Genomic DNA, 17041 nt, shown 5'->3' with positions numbered 1-17041 from the left:
GTCTGATCAATGCCTGTTACGGTTCATGACGGAAACGGCGGTGCCTTTTAGCAACAACCAGGGTGAGAATGATATTAGGATGACCAAGGTTCATCAAAAGATATCTGGGTGCTTCAGAAGCATGCAAGGTGCAGAGATGTTTTGTTTAATCAGAAGCTACCTCTCGACTTGCAGAAAACAGCATGTATCAGCAAGCCTAGCCCTTGAGTTACTCTTCAAAAATCAGTTACCTGATATATTTATTGAAAATGTGGCTGAATAGTTACGATTATATTTACTAAGAAAGTCAGCTTTGCTAAGGAATTAAATAATTATTAAAAAATGATTTTGACACAATTTTAAGAATTGGTACTTAATGATTAATTCTTAAGTATTGTTATTTTAACTATTCGTCTATTTTTTGGCGTTTATGTCAAAAAAATGCCGCTATCGCTTGCATCCATAGCGAACTGGCTTACAATTTAGGTAATTAAATAAATGAGTGAAAGTACGGCTCGCTAAATATGATCTTGATTTTAGATAATAATAACAATCGCGCAATAGGTTTAAATGCATCGCTTACTTTTATTGGTGAAGCTGTACAATTGTTAAATGAAACAAATTTTGAACAAGAGTGTGAAAAGTATCAACAAAAAGAATGCATGATCATTTTAGGTGCATTGCAGTCTCTTGATCACGAAGGTTTAATTAAGCGCTACCCAACCTTACCTTTTTTATTAATAGGCGAAACCCTTAAACCATTACTAAGCATTGCTAATGTGGTTGGTCTCATTTGCGAACCGTTTAGTCATGAAGTAACAACACAGTTGCTTCACGATTGTCAGCAATATCAGCGAATGTTACCAAATGGACATAAACATACCAAACCCCTTAAAACCTTTGACGGGCTAGTGGGTGAAACAGATGCAGTAAAAGATGTACGCTTTTTAATTGAGCAAGTGGCAAAAACGGACGCAAATGTTTTAATTTTAGGTGAGTCAGGAACCGGAAAAGAAGTCGTTGCTCGTAATGTACACCTGCTTTCTAAGCGTAACAATGGGCCATTTGTGCCTGTTAACTGTGGTGCTATTCCGGCGGAGCTATTAGAAAGTGAGTTATTTGGCCATGAAAAAGGGGCGTTTACAGGAGCAATATCCGCTCGTAAAGGACGGTTTGAACTTGCACAAGGTGGTACGCTGTTTTTAGATGAAATAGGTGATATGCCGTTGCAAATGCAGGTTAAGTTGCTGCGCGTATTACAAGAACGTAGTTACGAGCGAGTTGGCGGTACAAAGGCGATTCAAGCTGATGTACGTGTTATTGCTGCAACGCACCGAAATTTAGAAAATATGATTGAAGAAGGTAGTTTTCGTGAAGATTTGTACTATCGATTAAATGTATTTCCTATTGAAAACCCGTCATTAAGTGAGCGCGCAGATGATATTCCGCTGCTTTTAAAAGAACTGATGCGCCGTGTTAACGATCAAACAGGCTCTACCGCTAAGTTTACTGAGCGCGCAGTAGAGAGCTTAAAGGAGCATGCATGGCCTGGTAATATTCGTGAGCTAGCTAATTTAGTGGAGCGAATGGTTATTATGTTCCCTGAAAAGGTAGTCGATATTCCCGATTTACCTAATAAATACCGCTATATTGAAGTAGAAGCATATGAGCCTGAGTACCCAGAAGAGTTAATGGAAAAAGACGCGTTTAACGATATATTTAGCACAGGGTTCAGTGATTACGAAAACGAACCTGAAGCCGAGTTTAACCAAGTTGGAAGTGGGTTGTTGCCCGATGATGGTATTGAACTTAAAGATTACTTAGCTGAGCTTGAAATTAGCTTAATAAGGCAAGCGTTAGAGCGCTTTGATTACGTTGTGGCTCGCGCGGCAGAAATATTAGGTGTGCGCAGAACCACGCTAGTTGAAAAAATGAAAAAGTATAATCTTTCAAGAGATTAGCAGTACGTAAAGCATAAAATCGGGCTTTGCAGGTCACGTAAGCTTGGCGTCAACAAGATAAACACAAGCTTAAACCTTGGCGGTAGACGCCGAGCTTGCTCGCGTGAAAAGCGAAGCTTTTAATTATTTAAACACCCATCCCAAAAACTACGTTTTTGAACGCCTGCAAGCAGCGTGTCTACAAAACAACCTAAAATCAAAACCTTGGCGGTAGACGCCGAGCTTGCTCGCGTGAAAAGCGAAGCTTTTAATTATTTAAACACCCATCTCAAAAACTACGTTTTTGAACGCCTGCAAGCAGCGCGTCTACAAAACAACTTCAAATCAAAACCTTGGCATAGACGCTGAACTTGCTCGCGTGAAAAGCGTGAGCTTTTAATTACCTACCTATTTACCTGCTTACTTACCATTAAAAGCCTCAATAATTTTTTCTTTTCTAAAACAGTCATTACTGTGATCGTTAACCATACCGCAGGCTTGCATGTGTGCATAGACTGTTGTTGGGCCTAAAAACTTAAATCCTCGCTTTTTTAAGTCTTTAGCGAATGCAGTTGATTGTTCAGTTATAGCAGGGTAGTCCTCAATATTATTCAAGTGACTAACAAGCGGCTTATTGCCCACAAATTGCCATTGATAATTGCTAAAGCTACCAAACTCTTTTTGAATACCGATAAAACATTTTGCGTTATTAACAGTTGCTGCAATTTTTAAACGGTTACGAACAATCTCTTTATTTAACATTAGACGCTCAATGTCATCTGATGTAAATTCAGCTACTTTTTTTACATCAAAATTAGCAAATGCCTTTTTATAACCTTGGCGTTTTTTTAATATGGTGTACCAACTCAACCCCGCCTGTGCTGATTCAAGAGTTATAAATTCGAATAGTTTTTGGTCATCATAAAGTGGCACCCCCCATTCTTCATCATGGTAAGTAACGTAGTCAGGTTTAGTCGTGTCTAGCCATGGACAACGGCATTCTATTTGCTCACTCATTATTATTCCTTAGCGTGCGTCATTTTTATGTCGCTTGTTTTTCTTATGTAACTTAATGATAAATATATAAATAAACTTTGGTACAAATTGTGCATTTAACTCTGTATCTACATTAGTTTGAGATTTGATTATGGCCCTTGCAAGCGTGCTAAAACCACAGTTTATTTCTGCAAATAAGTATAACCCATGTTTACTTCAAGAGGAGTACATTGGTGAGCTAAGTGATCTTCGTAAGCAGGCAAGTTGGCTTTCGCACTTGGTTGATACAATGCCCACAGGTGTTGTTGTACTTGATGGTAAAGGCATGGTTGCTAAAGCGAACCAAATTGCGATTGATATGCTTGGTGAACCACTTGAAGGTGAAAAGTGGTTTTATGTTATTCAGCGGTCTTTCAAACCACATCAAGATGATGGACACGAAGTATCATTAAAAGACGGGCGTTTAATTAAGCTCGACATTACCGCTTTGGCTCCAGAACCCGGACAACTTATTTTAATGACGGACTTAACTGAGACGCGACGTTTACAAAAACGTGTTGCACATATGCAGCGATTAAGTGCGCTGGGTAAAATGGTGGCGTCTCTTGCGCATCAAGTACGCACGCCTCTATCTGCAGCAATGCTTTATGCTGCTAACTTAGGCTCAAAGCGCTTGCCAGAAGCATCTCGCGATAATTTCCAAACTAAATTGATGTCACGATTAAAAGATTTAGAAACGCAGGTTAATGACATGCTGTTATTTGCTAAAAGCGGTGAGCAGCAAGTCGTTGAACAAGTCTCTATGCAGCAATTATTAACAGAAGTGAAAACCGGTGCTGATGCCATGGTCGCACTTAATGAAAGCGAGCTGGATGTAAGTCTTCCTGAACCAGATATTGTAATAGTGGGGAATAAGACAGCGCTAGCCAGTGCTGTTCAAAACCTTATTCACAATAGCATTCAAGTGATTGGTTCTGGGGCTAAAGTACATTTGAGTGCCGCGACTGATTTACAAGATCACGACTTTGTGCGTATTAGTGTAAGCGATAATGGTCCCGGTATTGATTTAAGTCAGGCTGATAAAATGTTTGAACCCTTTTTTACTACAAAAAGCCAAGGCACTGGTCTAGGGCTTGCTGTTGTAAGTTCGGTGGTTAATGCGCACCAAGGACGTGTTGACGTTAGTAACAATGCTCATGGTGGAGCTTGTTTTAGTTTACTGTTGCCAATACGCGCGACATCTAAATTAGAGGAATCATTATGAGTAATATTATTTTAGTCGTAGAAGATGATGCGGGGCTCCGTGAAGCTTTAATTGATACGCTGGAGATGTCAGGTATTGAATGCGTTTCAGCTAATAGCGCAGAGCAAGCGATGTTATTGCTTAAAAAAGAGCAATTTTCATTAGTCGTAAGTGATGTGCAAATGGGAACCATGAGTGGTTTGGACTTACTGCGAAGTATTAAATTAAATTATCCCGACTTACCTGTATTGATGATGACGGCCTATGCCACGATTGATGATGCTGTTGAAGCTATGCGTTTAGGTGCTATTGATTATATGGCTAAACCATTTGCACCTGAAGTGCTGCTAAATATGGTGAGTCGCTATTTGCCTGAAAAAGCGAAAGAGACAGATGGCCCTATTGTTGCCGACCCTAGTAGCATTCAATTACTCGAACTTGCAAGTAAAGTTGCACGCTCTGATGCGAGTGTAATGGTGCTCGGGCCTAGTGGTTCAGGTAAAGAAGTGCTCGCGCGTTATATTCACGATAAATCGAGTCGATGCAATGAACCCTTTGTTGCTATAAATTGTGCTGCGATCCCTGAAAACATGCTTGAGGCCACTTTATTTGGTTACGAAAAGGGGGCGTTTACAGGTGCTATTCAAGCATGCCCTGGTAAATTTGAACAGGCGCAAGGCGGAACAATTTTACTAGATGAAATCACTGAAATGGATTTAGGATTACAGGCAAAGCTACTACGAGTGCTACAAGAGCGGGAAGTAGAGCGTTTAGGTGCTCGTAAGACAATCCAACTAGATGTTCGTGTGTTAGCAACGAGTAATCGTGACTTAAAAGAAGCGGTCGCTAAGAACCAATTTAGAGAGGACTTATATTACCGACTTAATGTTTTTCCATTAATGTGGCGACCTCTTTGCCAGCGCCCTGGTGATATAATTATACTCGCAAAGCATTTAATAGAACGCCATATAAATAAAAGTAAAGAGCCTATGGCCTACTTAGATAAAGCAGCCGAGCAAAAACTACTTGCTCATGCATGGCCTGGTAATGTTCGTGAACTGGATAACGTAATTCAGCGAGCACTGATACTACGAAGTGGTAATACAATAAATGAACATGCTATTTTTATCGAAAATTTAGTAGCAAGCGATTTTGCAATTACACCAACAGAAGTGTTGGAAACAGTAACGTCAAACGAAGCTATAAATAGCTTAAGCACTGCATATTACGATGAAAAAATGCCTATGGTTGGTGAGCCAAAGCAAGATTTACTTGCGGTTGACACGGGGAGCTATAAAGATGAACTTAAAGACAAAGAGCATAGTATTATTTTAGAAACATTAGCCCGCTGTCAAGGTAAGCGCAAAGATGTAGCAGAAACATTAGGTATTAGCCCTCGAACATTACGTTATAAGCTAGCGCAAATGCGCGATTTAGGTATTTCACTTCCTGCATAATCCCTCTAAACCCCAAATTTAATTAATTTAATTTGGGGTTGTCAAAACTCTGACTCACAAGTTAACTGTAACCAATTGTTTTTATTGTATTTTTAATTGGCATGGTTTGTGCTTTATTTTCTTTATAAGCTTAACTGCATTGTCAGAGAAAAATTATGAAAATTCAAAATAGCGCTGTCTTTCAAGAAATGCAATCAATGGCCCTTGAAGCTGGCCGTAATAATCAAATTAATAAATTGCCAACTCAAGTGCAGTCTACTTCTACTGCACAATTTGGCGATATGCTAAGTAATGCACTAAATACAGTGCATGAATTACAACAAGATACAGGCCAAAAAGTAAAAGCAGTTGAAATGGGTGACCGAAGTGTATCGCTTGCTGAGGCGATGATTGCTTCTCAGAAATCTTCGGTTGCATTTGAAGCTACAGTACAGGTTCGTAATAAACTTGTAGAAGCTTACAAAGAAATCATGAACATGCCTGTCTAACTAGGTAGTGGAGAATTATCGTGGCGCAATCTAACCAATCTACAGACCTTGCACTTGCTAGTGGTGATATCGACCAAAGTGATAGTGATGATCAACAAGAACAGAAATCAGGCTATTTAAGTGCTTTAAATGGTACAGATGTATTACGCCAAGTGACACTGGTTATAGCTCTGGCTATTTGTTTGGCTATTGCCATTTTTATCATTATTTGGGCACGTCAGCCAGATATGCGCCCATTGGGTAAAATGCAAACAGAAGAGTTAATTCAAACCCTCGATTTTTTAGATGCACAAAAGATAGAATATCAACTTGATGGTAATGTCGTATCGGTTGATGAAAGTGAATATCAAAATATAAAATTATTAATGACTCGCGAAGGGTTAGACCAAGGACCGACTTCGGGATCAGATATTATCATGCAAGATATGGGGTTTGGGGTCAGTCAGCGTCTTGAACGTGAACGCCTCAAACATGGTAGAGAGCAGCAATTAGCACGTACTATAGAAGAGCTTAATAATATTACTCGTGCGAAAGTATTGCTTGCGATACCAAAAGAGAACGTATTTGCGCGCAGAGAGAAAAAGCCATCTGCCACCGTTGTGTTAACACTTAAACGTGGACGCTCTCTTAATGGTGAAGAGATAGACTCTGTTGTTGATATGATTGCTTCAGCAGTACAAGGCTTAGAGCCAGCTAGGGTTACTGTTACAGATCAAAATGGTCGCTTATTAAATTCAGGTTCGCAAAGCTCATTAGCAGCACGTTCTCGTAAAGAATACGATTTAGAACGTAAACGAGAACAAGAATATTTAGAAAAAATAGACAGCATTTTAATACCTGTCGTAGGGCTTGCAAATTACACAGCCCAAGTTGATTTAAGTATGGACTTTAGTGCGATAGAAGAAACACAAAAACGCTACAATCCAGATTTACCTGCAGTGAGAAGTGAAACCACATTTGAAGAAAATAACATAGGCGGTTTAGCCGTTGGTATTCCAGGTGCGCTTACGAATCAACCACCACTAAACTCGAATATTCCAGAAGTAGCAGGACAAGGTGGTGCAGGAACAGGCACTTCGCCAACTCGTAATCACAAAGAATCTACGCGAAACTATGAGCTTGATACTACTATCTCGCATAAACGCCAGCAAACGGGGGTAATACGCAGAATAAGTGTATCGGTTGCAGTTGATTATATTCCAAAAGTGGATGAAAACGGCGAAACGACCATGACACCACGCTCAGTGGAGGCATTGTCAAATATTCGTCGTTTATTACAAGGCGGTGTAGGGTTTGATATGCAGCGTGGCGATGCACTTGAAGTGGTAACAGTGCCATTTGTGCGTGAAACGACAGGTTTAGACCTTGAAGTCCCAATGTGGGAGCAAGATTGGTTTGTAAAGTATGTGCGTCTTGGTTTAGGTGCCTTAGTAATTATTGTTCTTATTATGGCCGTAGTTAAGCCAATGCTAAAACGTCTAATTTACCCAGATAATACCTTGGAAGAGTATGATGAAGATGCATTGAGTTCAGGAGTTGATATTGGTGACAGTACACTTGATATGCTAAATAAAGACTTTGATTCTGCTTCAATTGGCTTCTCTAGCGATGGTACACTACAGTTACCAGACCTACATGGTGACGAGGACTTATTAAAAGCAATTCGTGCCCTTGTAGCTAACGAACCAGAACTATCATCACAAGTAGTGAAAGCGTGGTTAAGAGAAGATGACTGATCAAGAACAAAAACAACTGCCAACAGCATTTGATGTTGATAAGCTCGATGGTGTAGATAAAGCGGCTATATTACTTTTGAGTTTATCGGAAGAAGATGCGGCGCAAATACTCAAGCATTTAGAACCTAAGCAGGTACAAAAAGTGGGTATGGCAATGGCGGGCTTAGATGACTTGTCTCAAGCTAAAATAAGTGCCGTGCATAATTTGTTTATTGAACAAATTCAGAGTTTTAGTACGATAGGCTTCCAATCTGAAGATTTTATCAAAAAAGCACTTACAGCTGCATTGGGTGAAGATAAAGCGGCCAGCCTTATTGACCAAATTGTTATGGGATCAGGCGCTAAGGGACTTGATTCTCTTAAGTGGATGGACTCTAAGCAGGTAGCGAATATTATTCGTAATGAGCATCCGCAAATTCAAACCATTGTTTTATCTTATTTAGAGCCAGAGCAGTCTGCTGAAATATTGGCACAGTTTCCTGAAAAAGTACGTTTAGATTTAACTATGCGTATTGCTAATCTTGAAGAAGTTCAACCAGCGGCATTGCAAGAACTCAACGAAATTATGGAAAAACAATTTGCAGGTCAAGCGGGTGCGCAAGCAGCGAAAATGGGCGGTTTAAAAGCTGCAGCTGATATTATGAACTACCTTGATACAAATGTAGAAGGGCAGTTAATGGACTCTATTCGTGAGCACGATGAAGAGATGTCACAGCAAATTCAAGACTTAATGTTCGTATTTGAAAACTTAATGGATGTTGAAGACCGTGGCATTCAAGCAATTTTGCGTGAAGTACAACAAGATGTACTCATGAAAGCGATTAAAGGCACAGACGATGCTCTTAAAGAGAAAATATTAGGTAACATGTCTAAACGTGCAGCAGAAATGCTTGCTGATGATTTAGAAGCAATGGCACCTGTAAGAATTAGTGAAGTTGAAGCTGCGCAAAAAGAAATTTTATCAACTGCACGTCGTTTATCTGATTCTGGCGAGATTCAGCTAGGTGGCGGTGGTGGCGAGGAGTTCCTGTAGAGCATGAGTAAGTTAAAAGGTCGTCTACTCAATGCAGAAGAAGCAGATGAATTATTAAAAAACTGGTCAGTGCCCAATATGGCTCCGGACGAAAGAAGTTTTGGAGATCGTTCAACTGCTTTTGGCACACCACTTTCTGATTTATACAAAAAAGAAATGGCTGAAGAGGTACCTGTAGAGGAACCTCAGGAACCTGAATTACCTTCTATTACTATGGCTGAACTTGAGCGAATTCGACAAGATGCTTATGAAGAAGGTCTTAAACAAGGTCATGAGCAAGGTTATATTGATGGTTTTGATAAGGGCGTTACAGAGGGAAAAGAGGCCGGTTATAAAGAGGGGCTTGAACTGGGTAAAACTCAAGGTCATGAAGACGTAAAACCATTAATTGAAGAGCAACTCACGGGCTTGCGTAGTATACTAGATAATTTAACTACTCCTTTGAATAAAGTGGATGAACAAGTTGAAAAACAATTAGTCCAATTGACAGTAATGCTTGCTGAAGCAATAATTTACCAAGAAGTAAAAACCTCTCCTGATGTTATTTTACATACACTTAAATTTAGTATAGATTCGCTTAATGCTGAGCAAGAAAAGGTACGTATACATTTACACCCAGAAGATTTAGAACTCATAAAAAAAGCTATGGAGAACAAACCATCGCAGATAATAATTGGCAACTAATCGCTGAACCTACACTTGAACGTGGCGGTTGCGAGGTTAAAACAGTCCAATCCTCACTCGATATGACCTTGAAAACTCGCGTCAAAGAAACATTGGATAGTTTTTTGCATAATAGTGGTATCTAACTACTTTATTGGCATGTCATGTCTGAACAATGTGCATCTTTAAGCGAACGCTTATCTCAATATAAACAGCATATTAATACACCAGCCCTCGCGGTAGCGGGTATTTTAACACGTGTCGTAGGCCTCACTCTTGAAGCAAAAGGTTTACGTGCACCTGTTGGAAGCCAATGCAAAATAGAAACTATGAATGGTTTTGTTGATGCCGAAATAGTAGGTTTTAATGAGCAAACTCTTTACCTAATGCCTAATGATCATATTTCAGGAGTATTACCTGGTGCTCGAGTGATCCCTCAGGTCAATAACTTAGGTTTACCCGTTGGAATGAGTTTGTTAGGCCGCGTTGTTGATGGATTAGGTCGCCCACTTGATGGTCTTGGTAAAATAAATGCGGAACATTATTTAAAATTTGCACAAAATACTATAAACCCACTTTCTCGACGTCCGATAAGCCAGCCTATGGATGTGGGAGTGCGTGCTATAAATTCGGTCATTACTGTAGGTCAAGGCCAGCGCATGGGCTTGTTTGCAGGTTCTGGTGTCGGTAAGTCGGTGCTTTTAGGTATGATGACACGCGGCAGTGAGGCCGATGTTATTGTTGTTGGACTAGTAGGTGAGCGTGGCCGAGAAGTAAAAGAATTTATTGAAGAGATTCTTGGTGTAGAAGGGAGAAAACGTTCAGTTGTTGTTGCTGCACCGGCTGATTCATCTCCTCTTATGCGTTTAAAAGGCTGTGAAAGTGCTGTAACAATTGCTGAGTATTTTCGTGATCAAGGTTTAAATGTATTGTTGCTACTAGATTCAGTTACTCGATATGCAATGGCACAACGTGAAATTGCACTTGCTGTTGGCGAGCCTCCAGCTACAAAAGGTTATCCGCCATCAGTGTTTGCTAAATTACCGGCGCTGGTGGAACGCGCCGGTAACGGCGGGGAAGGGCAGGGATCAATTACGGCTTTTTTCACAGTATTAAGTGAAGGTGATGATATGCAGGACCCCATTGCTGATGCTGCACGGGCTATTTTAGATGGCCATATTGTACTTTCCCGTGATTTAGCTGACAGTGGTCATTATCCGGCAATTGATATTGAAAAGTCGATTTCACGAGTGATGCCTCAAGTTGTCTCACAAAAGCATATGCAACAAGCTCGTGTGCTTAAGCAGGTATATTCTATGTATCAGCAAAATAAAGATATGATCACTTTAGGCGCTTATCAAAAAGGCACTGACCAAATGCTTGATCAAGCTATTAATATGATGCCGAGAGTTAATACTTTTTTACAGCAAGGTATGCGTGATGTGATTAGTTACGATGATGGCTTACAAGGCTTAGCACAACTATTAGGACAAGCATAATGGCTAAGAATAAGCTACATTTTCTGCTCAAACTTGAAAATGACAAAGAAGAAAACTTGCGCATGAGCTACCTACAAGCAAATCAGAATTTGCAGGCCAATCAACAAAAATTACAAGGTTTGAATGATTTTCGAATGGAATACATGCAACAGTTACATGTAAAAGGCCAGTCAGGTTTATCAAGTGCAGGATTTAGTCAATATCATGCTTTTATAGCAAAAATAGAAGAAGCAATTCGCCAACAGGTGAGTACAGTTAACACGGCTAAACAAGTAGTCAGTCAACGAAAAGCAATTTGGTTAAAGCAACAAATTAAAGCTAAAGCTGTTGCTAAGTTAATTGAAAACCAAAAATTAAAAGCAGATGTACTTATTGCGAAAAGTGAGCAAAAAATGTTAGATGAGTTTTCATCCAACCAATTTTTTCAGCGTCGTAAAGTTTTATAAATTAGGCACGTAAATTGCTTTATTTAGGCAGTCTTTAATTTTTGGCAATATGCGGTGGCGTGTTGCCGCAATAATGTTAGGTGGTTTATGGTGATGAATGATATTTCTAGTTTGGTTGCGTCTGAGCAAGATTCTTATTTAGCCTCTAAAGACAATCGTTTAGCTAAAGATAAAGACAGCAATAACACTGAGTTTCTAAATCAGTTACACAGTGCGCATGATTCAATTGAAGTGGCAAGTAAACGTAGCTCTTCAGATGATGCGAAAGATTCGATTAGTACCACTGAGCCTAAACAGGCCAAAACCGATATTGTAGAAAATGAGCAAGAAAACCAAGATAATACTAATTTATCTGGAGATAGTATACTTGCTCAAATTAACTCTGCACAAGCTATTGATATATCAGTTAAAAAATACTCTGAACAGAGTTCTGCGACTATTGATACTGATTTAGATAAAACTAAAAGTAAATCCGCTGATAATATAATTTCAAGTGCATCACAAAGCATCGGGCAAAAGACCACTGAACAAAAGAGTACTGAATCGCAAGCCACTGACAAAGATACTAGCGATGCTCCAGCATTAAATAAAAATAATATAAATAAAGGTTTTGCCGCAGAGAGGCTCGATGAGCAATTAAATCCAGTCGTTGATAAAGATGAACACGATAAAGAGGGGCCTATTATAGATAAACCAGGCGTCGCTAAACGTGTTGCTGCTGATGAACCTCTAATTAAACCTGCCTTAGTAGACAACAATAAAACGCCAGAAGGTGAGATCACGAATACTCAACGTGTAAGTAATGTGGACTCTCAAAGCAGTAACAGTGCTGCAGTTGAAACGTTGTTAAGTAAAGATGATAGTGCAATAAAGTTAGATAAAACATTGGCAAGTTTGACTCCTGAGCAGCGTGAACAATTAATTACTCAATCTCAAACCGTAAATAAATCAACTAACAATGATGATATTACGGCTTTAAAACAAATGCTTAATGCGTTTGTGACTGAAAATAATAAACCACAAGCTTTAGCACCTAAACAATCTTTTAATGCAGAAATTAGCGCGTTAACGACGACTGAAAAACAAACGTTATTGTCTCAGCTAACAACTTATATTAAAACCGAACAGCCACAAGGTGCTCAGTTAACTTACCTTAAAGAAGCGGTAAGTGTGCTTGAAACATCAATCAATTTAGAACAACCAAAGAATAAAATCACTACTTTTGTTGCAGGTGAAACTCCAAATACTGTTTACAATCCGCAGAAGCAGAGTGTGAAATCGACAATAAATGAAAATAGTAGTCTGCCAGACCAAGTGGCTGAGGCGGACGATGATTTGATAAAACAACTAGACACGATTCAAAAAAATGGCTCTAAAATCAATAATACAGAACAGCTAACCCCGCGTTCTATGCAGCTATTTACACAAATCACAGGCGCACTTGATACCTTGCAAAGGGGCGGATTAAGTAATTACGATACTTTAGGCTATGAACAAGCAATACTAGATACGCAAGTGTTGCAATCTCAACAATTACAAAGCACTGCGCAAAGTAAGCAAATGAGTATTGATCCGGGTGTTATGCAGGCGGTTAATATTATTAAAAGTGATGCCGCTAAGCTCTTGCAAGAGCGTGTCAGCTCAATGCTAAGTATTAACAATAAAGAAGCTGAAATACGCTTAGATCCACCTGAAATGGGCAGTATGCAAATACGTATTAGAAGTGATGCTGAGCAAGCCCAAATTAATTTTGTAGTACAAAATCAGCAAGCAAAAGAGGCGTTAGAACAATCATTACCTCGTTTACGTGAAATGCTTGCACAACAAGGTATTGAATTAGGCGATAGCAGTATTTCATATGGTGATTCTAAGAACGAAAGCACAGAACAAAATGACGATGATTCAAAAAACGGTTTGGTTAATAAAGATACCATTAACGAAGAAAGTGCCGATTCAGTAGAGGCTCAACTACAAAGTTCTCGACAACAAACTTCATCAGCAATAGATTACTATGCCTAAGTACTGCTATTATAATAACTAAAACAAATAAGTACCTTTGCAAATAAAGGAAATACAATGGCTGAAGACACTAATTTAGAAATTGAAGAAACAGGTAAAAGTAAAAAGAAGCTGATAATTATTATTGCTGCCGTTGTACTTGTTGTTGGTGCCGCCGCAGGTTATTTTTTAATGTCAGGTTCTGATGATGTCCCAGCAGAAACGTTAGATGAAGAAACAGCCATAGTGGCTGAGGCTCCAGTTGCTTCAGGCTCATCTGCTTCGATTGGCAGTGCTCTGTATGTTGCTATGCCCAGACCTTTTGTATTTAATGTACCAGGTTCAAGTCGTGATAGGATTGTACAAATTAAAGTGCAGTTATTGGTTCGTGGTGAAGTCAATGAAGAAACTGCAAAAAAACATATCCCACTTATAGAAGGCACGTTATTAAGTGTATTTTCTACAACTACAGCTGATGAATTAAGTACGAGTGCAGGTAAAGAAACATTGCGTTTTTCTGCTCTTGAAAAAGTACAAACAGCTTTGGCAGGCGTTGAAGGTAGTAAAGTAATTGAGCGGGTTCTGTTTACCGGCTTTGTGATGCAATAAGGGGTTAGCGTGAGCGATTTATTATCCCAAGACGAAATTGATGCGTTATTACACGGTGTTGATGATGTCGAAGAGGAAGAGCACGATAGTGAAGACGGCGGAGGTAGTACACTTCAGTACGACTTTTCTTCGCAGGATCGAATCGTGCGTGGTCGCATGCCGACACTTGAAATTGTTAACGAACGTTTTGCTAGGCATATGCGAATTAGCCTATTTAACATGATGCGCCGTACTGCTGAAGTATCGATAAATGGTGTGCAAATGATTAAATTTGGTGAATATATTCACACCCTTTTTGTACCTACCAGCTTAAATATGGTTCGCTTTCGACCACTAAAAGGCACCGGACTAATCACCATGGAAGCACGACTTGTGTTTATTTTGGTTGATAACTTTTTTGGTGGCGATGGACGTTATCATGCAAAAATAGAAGGCCGCGAGTTCACACCAACAGAACGTCGTATTGTACAAATGCTACTTAAAATAATCTTTGAAGATTACAAAGAAGCATGGGCGCCTGTCATGGATGTATCTTTTGAATACCTCGACTCAGAGGTCAACCCTGCTATGGCTAATATTGTGAGCCCCACAGAGGTTGTAGTTATTAGCTCTTTTCATATTGAGCTTGATGGTGGTGGTGGTGATTTTCACATAGCGTTACCTTACTCCATGCTTGAGCCAATCAGAGAGCTGTTAGATGCAGGTGTGCAGTCGGATACTGAAGATACCGATTTACGATGGAGTAAAGCGCTCCGCGATGAAATTATGGATGTAGAAGTGGGATTATCAACTCAATTACTTGAAGTTGATTTGTCTTTAAAGCAAATAATGGAACTCAAAGCAGGCGATATAATCCCTGTTGAAATGCCTGAGCACATTACAGTGTTTGTCGAAGAGTTACCTACATTCAGAGCCAAAATGGGCCGCTCTCGTGATAGTGTTGCCCTACAGATTAGCGAAAAAATTAAACGACCTGATTCAGTTAAATCTGAGCTGCATGTATTTACCAAAGGCGGCAAGAAAATTGACTCAGATGCAGAATTAGCAGAATTAGAGGATGATTTACACCTTTCTGATGGTGTAGATTTAGACTGGTAATTGATTAAAAGGTTAAAAGTATGAGTGATGATCAAGATACTATGGACGAGTGGGCTGCTGCGCTTGCAGAAGCCGATACCCCAGATGACGGTGCTGAGGCGCATGTTGCGGAATTAGATGAGTTAAGTGATTCAAAGCACGAAATCAGCGGCGATGAAAAACGTAAACTCGATACGATTTTAGACATACCAGTTACCATTTCTATGGAAGTTGGCCGTTCTAAAATAAATATTCGTAATTTACTGCAGCTTAACCAAGGATCAGTTGTTGAACTTGATCGTGTTGCGGGTGAGCCATTGGATGTTTTGGTTAATGGCACTTTGATTGCTCATGGAGAGGTTGTTGTAGTAAATGACAAGTTTGGTATTCGCTTAACTGATGTAATAAGCCAAATAGAGCGGATCAAAAAACTACGATGAGCTTATTAGTTACTTTAACGAGCTCCGTTTTTTCAAAAGCTGATGTGGCAACACCAACTGGAGATATACTCTCTATGGTGCTGTCACTCGTAATGGTGCTAGTACTTATCATCGTGCTGGCATTTTTTGTAAAGAAGCTTAATCCAAATTTAGCAAACAGCGATGAGTTTAAAGTAGTCAGAAGCCTACCTTTAGGTTCTCGTGAGCGTTTAATGGTTGTTGAAATAGACAATGCGCAGCATTTACTTGGTGTAACGCCTCACAGTATTAATTACTTACACAAGTTAGAAACCCCATTAAGCGAAAAAGAACTTCCTGAATTAGCTAAACGATTTGGTAAATTTTTAAACCCGCAATCAAACCAAAATAAAAAGAATTAGACCTATGACAAAGTGGCTGCTTATTATTTTCGCCATGGTATTTGTACCAAGTGTCAGTGCTGAGGGTATTGATGCGCTAACCATTACAACAAACGCCGATGGCACACAAGATTACTCAGTAACGTTACAAGTTTTAGCGATTATGACGGCGCTGAGTTTTATACCAGCCGCTATAATCATGATGACCTCATTTACACGTATTATTGTTGTGCTTGCTATTTTACGCCAAGCAATTGGTTTGCAGCAAACACCGTCGAATCAAGTGTTACTAGGCATGTCGCTTTTTTTAAGTATTTTTATAATGTCTCCTATTTACCAGCAGGTAAATGAAAGAGCTATAGAACCTTACTTAAATGAACAAGTAACGTCAATACAAGCACTGGAGCTTGCAAAAGAACCAATGAAAAAATTTATGCTGTCTCAGGTCCGGCTAAAGGATTTGGAAACGTTTGCTAAAATAGCTGGTTACGATCAATTAGATTCTCCAGAAGCAACGCCATTAATCGTATTGATACCCGCGTTTGTGACTAGCGAATTACAAACTGCATTTATAATTGGTTTTATGTTCTTTATTCCATTTTTAATTGTTGATTTAGTTGTTGCCTCTGTATTAATGGCGATGGGTATGATGATGCTCTCTCCTATGATAGTGTCTTTGCCGTTTAAAATTATGTTATTTGTACTTGTTGACGGTTGGAGCTTAGTGATGGGTACCTTAGCAAAAAGCTTTGGCTTAGGGACTTAGTATGCAAAGTATTAATGTAATTCAATAATAGGAGTACAACATGGAACCGGAAATTTTTGTTGATATTCTAAGTGATGCCTTGTTTTTGGTTATTAAGTTGGTGTCTGCAATTGTAGTACCTGGCCTAATTATTGGTTTAATTGTTGCTGTATTTCAGGCTGCAACATCAATCAATGAACAAACACTCAGTTTTTTACCTCGTTTATTAATCACTATAAGTGCGCTAATTGTGGGTGGCCATTGGCTTACTCAAGAATTAATGGATTTTTTCACTCGCTTAGTATTGCTCATTCCTGAAATAGCAGGTTAAAA

17 protein-coding genes and 2 pseudogenes are annotated in these 17041 nt (G+C 39.4%); 18 read left to right on the top strand and 1 reads right to left on the bottom strand.

The genetic code is table 11. The features are described from left to right. Nucleotides 1-13 precede the first annotated feature (13 nt). The 3 genes and pseudogenes from AC0VZ4_RS15065 to AC0VZ4_RS15055 all read left to right on the top strand — a co-directional run. Nucleotides 14-262 (top strand): annotated as a pseudogene (locus AC0VZ4_RS15065) (IS66 family transposase); the annotation flags it as partial. Between the two features lie 241 nt (nt 263-503). Further along, nucleotides 504-1940 carry a sigma-54 dependent transcriptional regulator gene (locus tag AC0VZ4_RS15060; protein WP_475440051.1) on the top strand — a complete coding sequence of 479 codons (1437 nt, stop codon included), beginning with the start codon at nt 504-506 and terminating at the stop codon, nt 1938-1940. Between the two features lie 174 nt (nt 1941-2114). Further along, nucleotides 2115-2288 (top strand): hypothetical protein, encoded by a 174-nt coding sequence (locus AC0VZ4_RS15055; RefSeq protein WP_475440050.1) that lies wholly within the window; start codon nt 2115-2117, stop codon nt 2286-2288. Between the two features lie 51 nt (nt 2289-2339). On the opposite strand, the gene AC0VZ4_RS15050 is transcribed toward AC0VZ4_RS15055, so the two are convergent. Next, nucleotides 2340-2936: a DNA-3-methyladenine glycosylase I gene (locus tag AC0VZ4_RS15050; RefSeq protein WP_475440049.1), complete on the bottom strand. Its 597-nt coding sequence runs from the start codon at nt 2934-2936 to the stop codon at nt 2340-2342. Nucleotides 2937-3066: 130 nt separating this feature from the next. Here AC0VZ4_RS15050 and AC0VZ4_RS15045 point away from each other — a divergent pair, with 130 nt between their 5' ends. From AC0VZ4_RS15045 to AC0VZ4_RS14975, 15 genes and pseudogenes are all read left to right on the top strand, one after another. Further along, the gene (locus AC0VZ4_RS15045; RefSeq protein ID WP_007377964.1) at nt 3067-4179 is read left to right on the top strand and encodes a sensor histidine kinase; all 1113 of its coding nucleotides are present in this window, start codon (nt 3067-3069) and stop codon (nt 4177-4179) included. After that, a complete protein-coding gene (locus AC0VZ4_RS15040) occupies nt 4176-5615 on the top strand; it encodes a sigma-54-dependent transcriptional regulator (RefSeq protein WP_475440048.1) in 1440 nt (479 codons plus the stop codon). Before AC0VZ4_RS15045 ends, AC0VZ4_RS15040 begins: the two co-directional genes overlap by 4 nt. A gap of 155 nt (nt 5616-5770) precedes the next feature. Further along, nucleotides 5771-6103: a flagellar hook-basal body complex protein FliE gene (fliE, locus tag AC0VZ4_RS15035; RefSeq protein WP_007377962.1), complete on the top strand. Its 333-nt coding sequence runs from the start codon at nt 5771-5773 to the stop codon at nt 6101-6103. 20 nt (nt 6104-6123) lie between these two features. Next, the gene (fliF, locus tag AC0VZ4_RS15030; RefSeq protein ID WP_475440047.1) at nt 6124-7839 is read left to right on the top strand and encodes a flagellar basal-body MS-ring/collar protein FliF; all 1716 of its coding nucleotides are present in this window, start codon (nt 6124-6126) and stop codon (nt 7837-7839) included. Next, on the top strand, nt 7832-8872 hold the full coding sequence (gene fliG / locus AC0VZ4_RS15025; RefSeq protein WP_007377960.1) for a flagellar motor switch protein FliG: 1041 nt from the start codon (nt 7832-7834) through the stop codon (nt 8870-8872). The genes fliF and fliG overlap by 8 nt, the downstream gene beginning before the upstream one ends. 78 nt (nt 8873-8950) lie before the next feature. After that, a pseudogene (gene fliH, locus AC0VZ4_RS15020) lies at nt 8951-9681 on the top strand (flagellar assembly protein FliH). Between the two features lie 18 nt (nt 9682-9699). Further along, complete coding sequence (gene fliI, locus AC0VZ4_RS15015; protein ID WP_007377958.1) at nt 9700-11034, top strand: flagellar protein export ATPase FliI; 1335 nt, start codon at nt 9700-9702, stop codon at nt 11032-11034. After that, entirely contained in the window at nt 11034-11480 is a 447-nt protein-coding gene (gene fliJ, locus AC0VZ4_RS15010) for a flagellar export protein FliJ (protein WP_475440046.1), read from the top strand. The genes fliI and fliJ overlap by 1 nt, the downstream gene beginning before the upstream one ends. Before the next feature lie 93 nt (nt 11481-11573). Beyond that, entirely contained in the window at nt 11574-13499 is a 1926-nt protein-coding gene (locus AC0VZ4_RS15005) for a flagellar hook-length control protein FliK (protein WP_475441666.1), read from the top strand. A 57-nt stretch (nt 13500-13556) separates the two neighbouring features. After that, nucleotides 13557-14087 (top strand): flagellar basal body-associated protein FliL, encoded by a 531-nt coding sequence (gene fliL / locus AC0VZ4_RS15000; RefSeq protein WP_096792646.1) that lies wholly within the window; start codon nt 13557-13559, stop codon nt 14085-14087. Between the two features lie 9 nt (nt 14088-14096). Next, nucleotides 14097-15185, top strand: coding sequence for a flagellar motor switch protein FliM (gene fliM / locus AC0VZ4_RS14995; RefSeq protein ID WP_007377954.1), 1089 nt, complete (start codon nt 14097-14099; stop codon nt 15183-15185). Between the two features lie 20 nt (nt 15186-15205). After that, complete coding sequence (gene fliN, locus AC0VZ4_RS14990) at nt 15206-15604, top strand: flagellar motor switch protein FliN (RefSeq protein ID WP_342863771.1); 399 nt, start codon at nt 15206-15208, stop codon at nt 15602-15604. Then, entirely contained in the window at nt 15601-15984 is a 384-nt protein-coding gene (gene fliO, locus AC0VZ4_RS14985) for a flagellar biosynthetic protein FliO (RefSeq protein ID WP_475440045.1), read from the top strand. The genes fliN and fliO overlap by 4 nt, the downstream gene beginning before the upstream one ends. Nucleotides 15985-15988: 4 nt before the next feature. Next, nucleotides 15989-16729, top strand: coding sequence for a flagellar type III secretion system pore protein FliP (fliP, locus tag AC0VZ4_RS14980; RefSeq protein WP_475440044.1), 741 nt, complete (start codon nt 15989-15991; stop codon nt 16727-16729). Between the two features lie 40 nt (nt 16730-16769). Next, nucleotides 16770-17039 (top strand): flagellar biosynthetic protein FliQ, encoded by a 270-nt coding sequence (locus tag AC0VZ4_RS14975; RefSeq protein WP_007377950.1) that lies wholly within the window; start codon nt 16770-16772, stop codon nt 17037-17039. The last annotated feature ends 2 nt before the right edge of the window (nt 17040-17041 follow it).

The organism is Pseudoalteromonas sp. QJM3NY_22 (genome assembly GCF_056173065.1).
The sequence above is the reverse complement of the archived record's forward strand: the minus strand, read 5'-3'. Positions and strand labels throughout refer to the sequence as shown.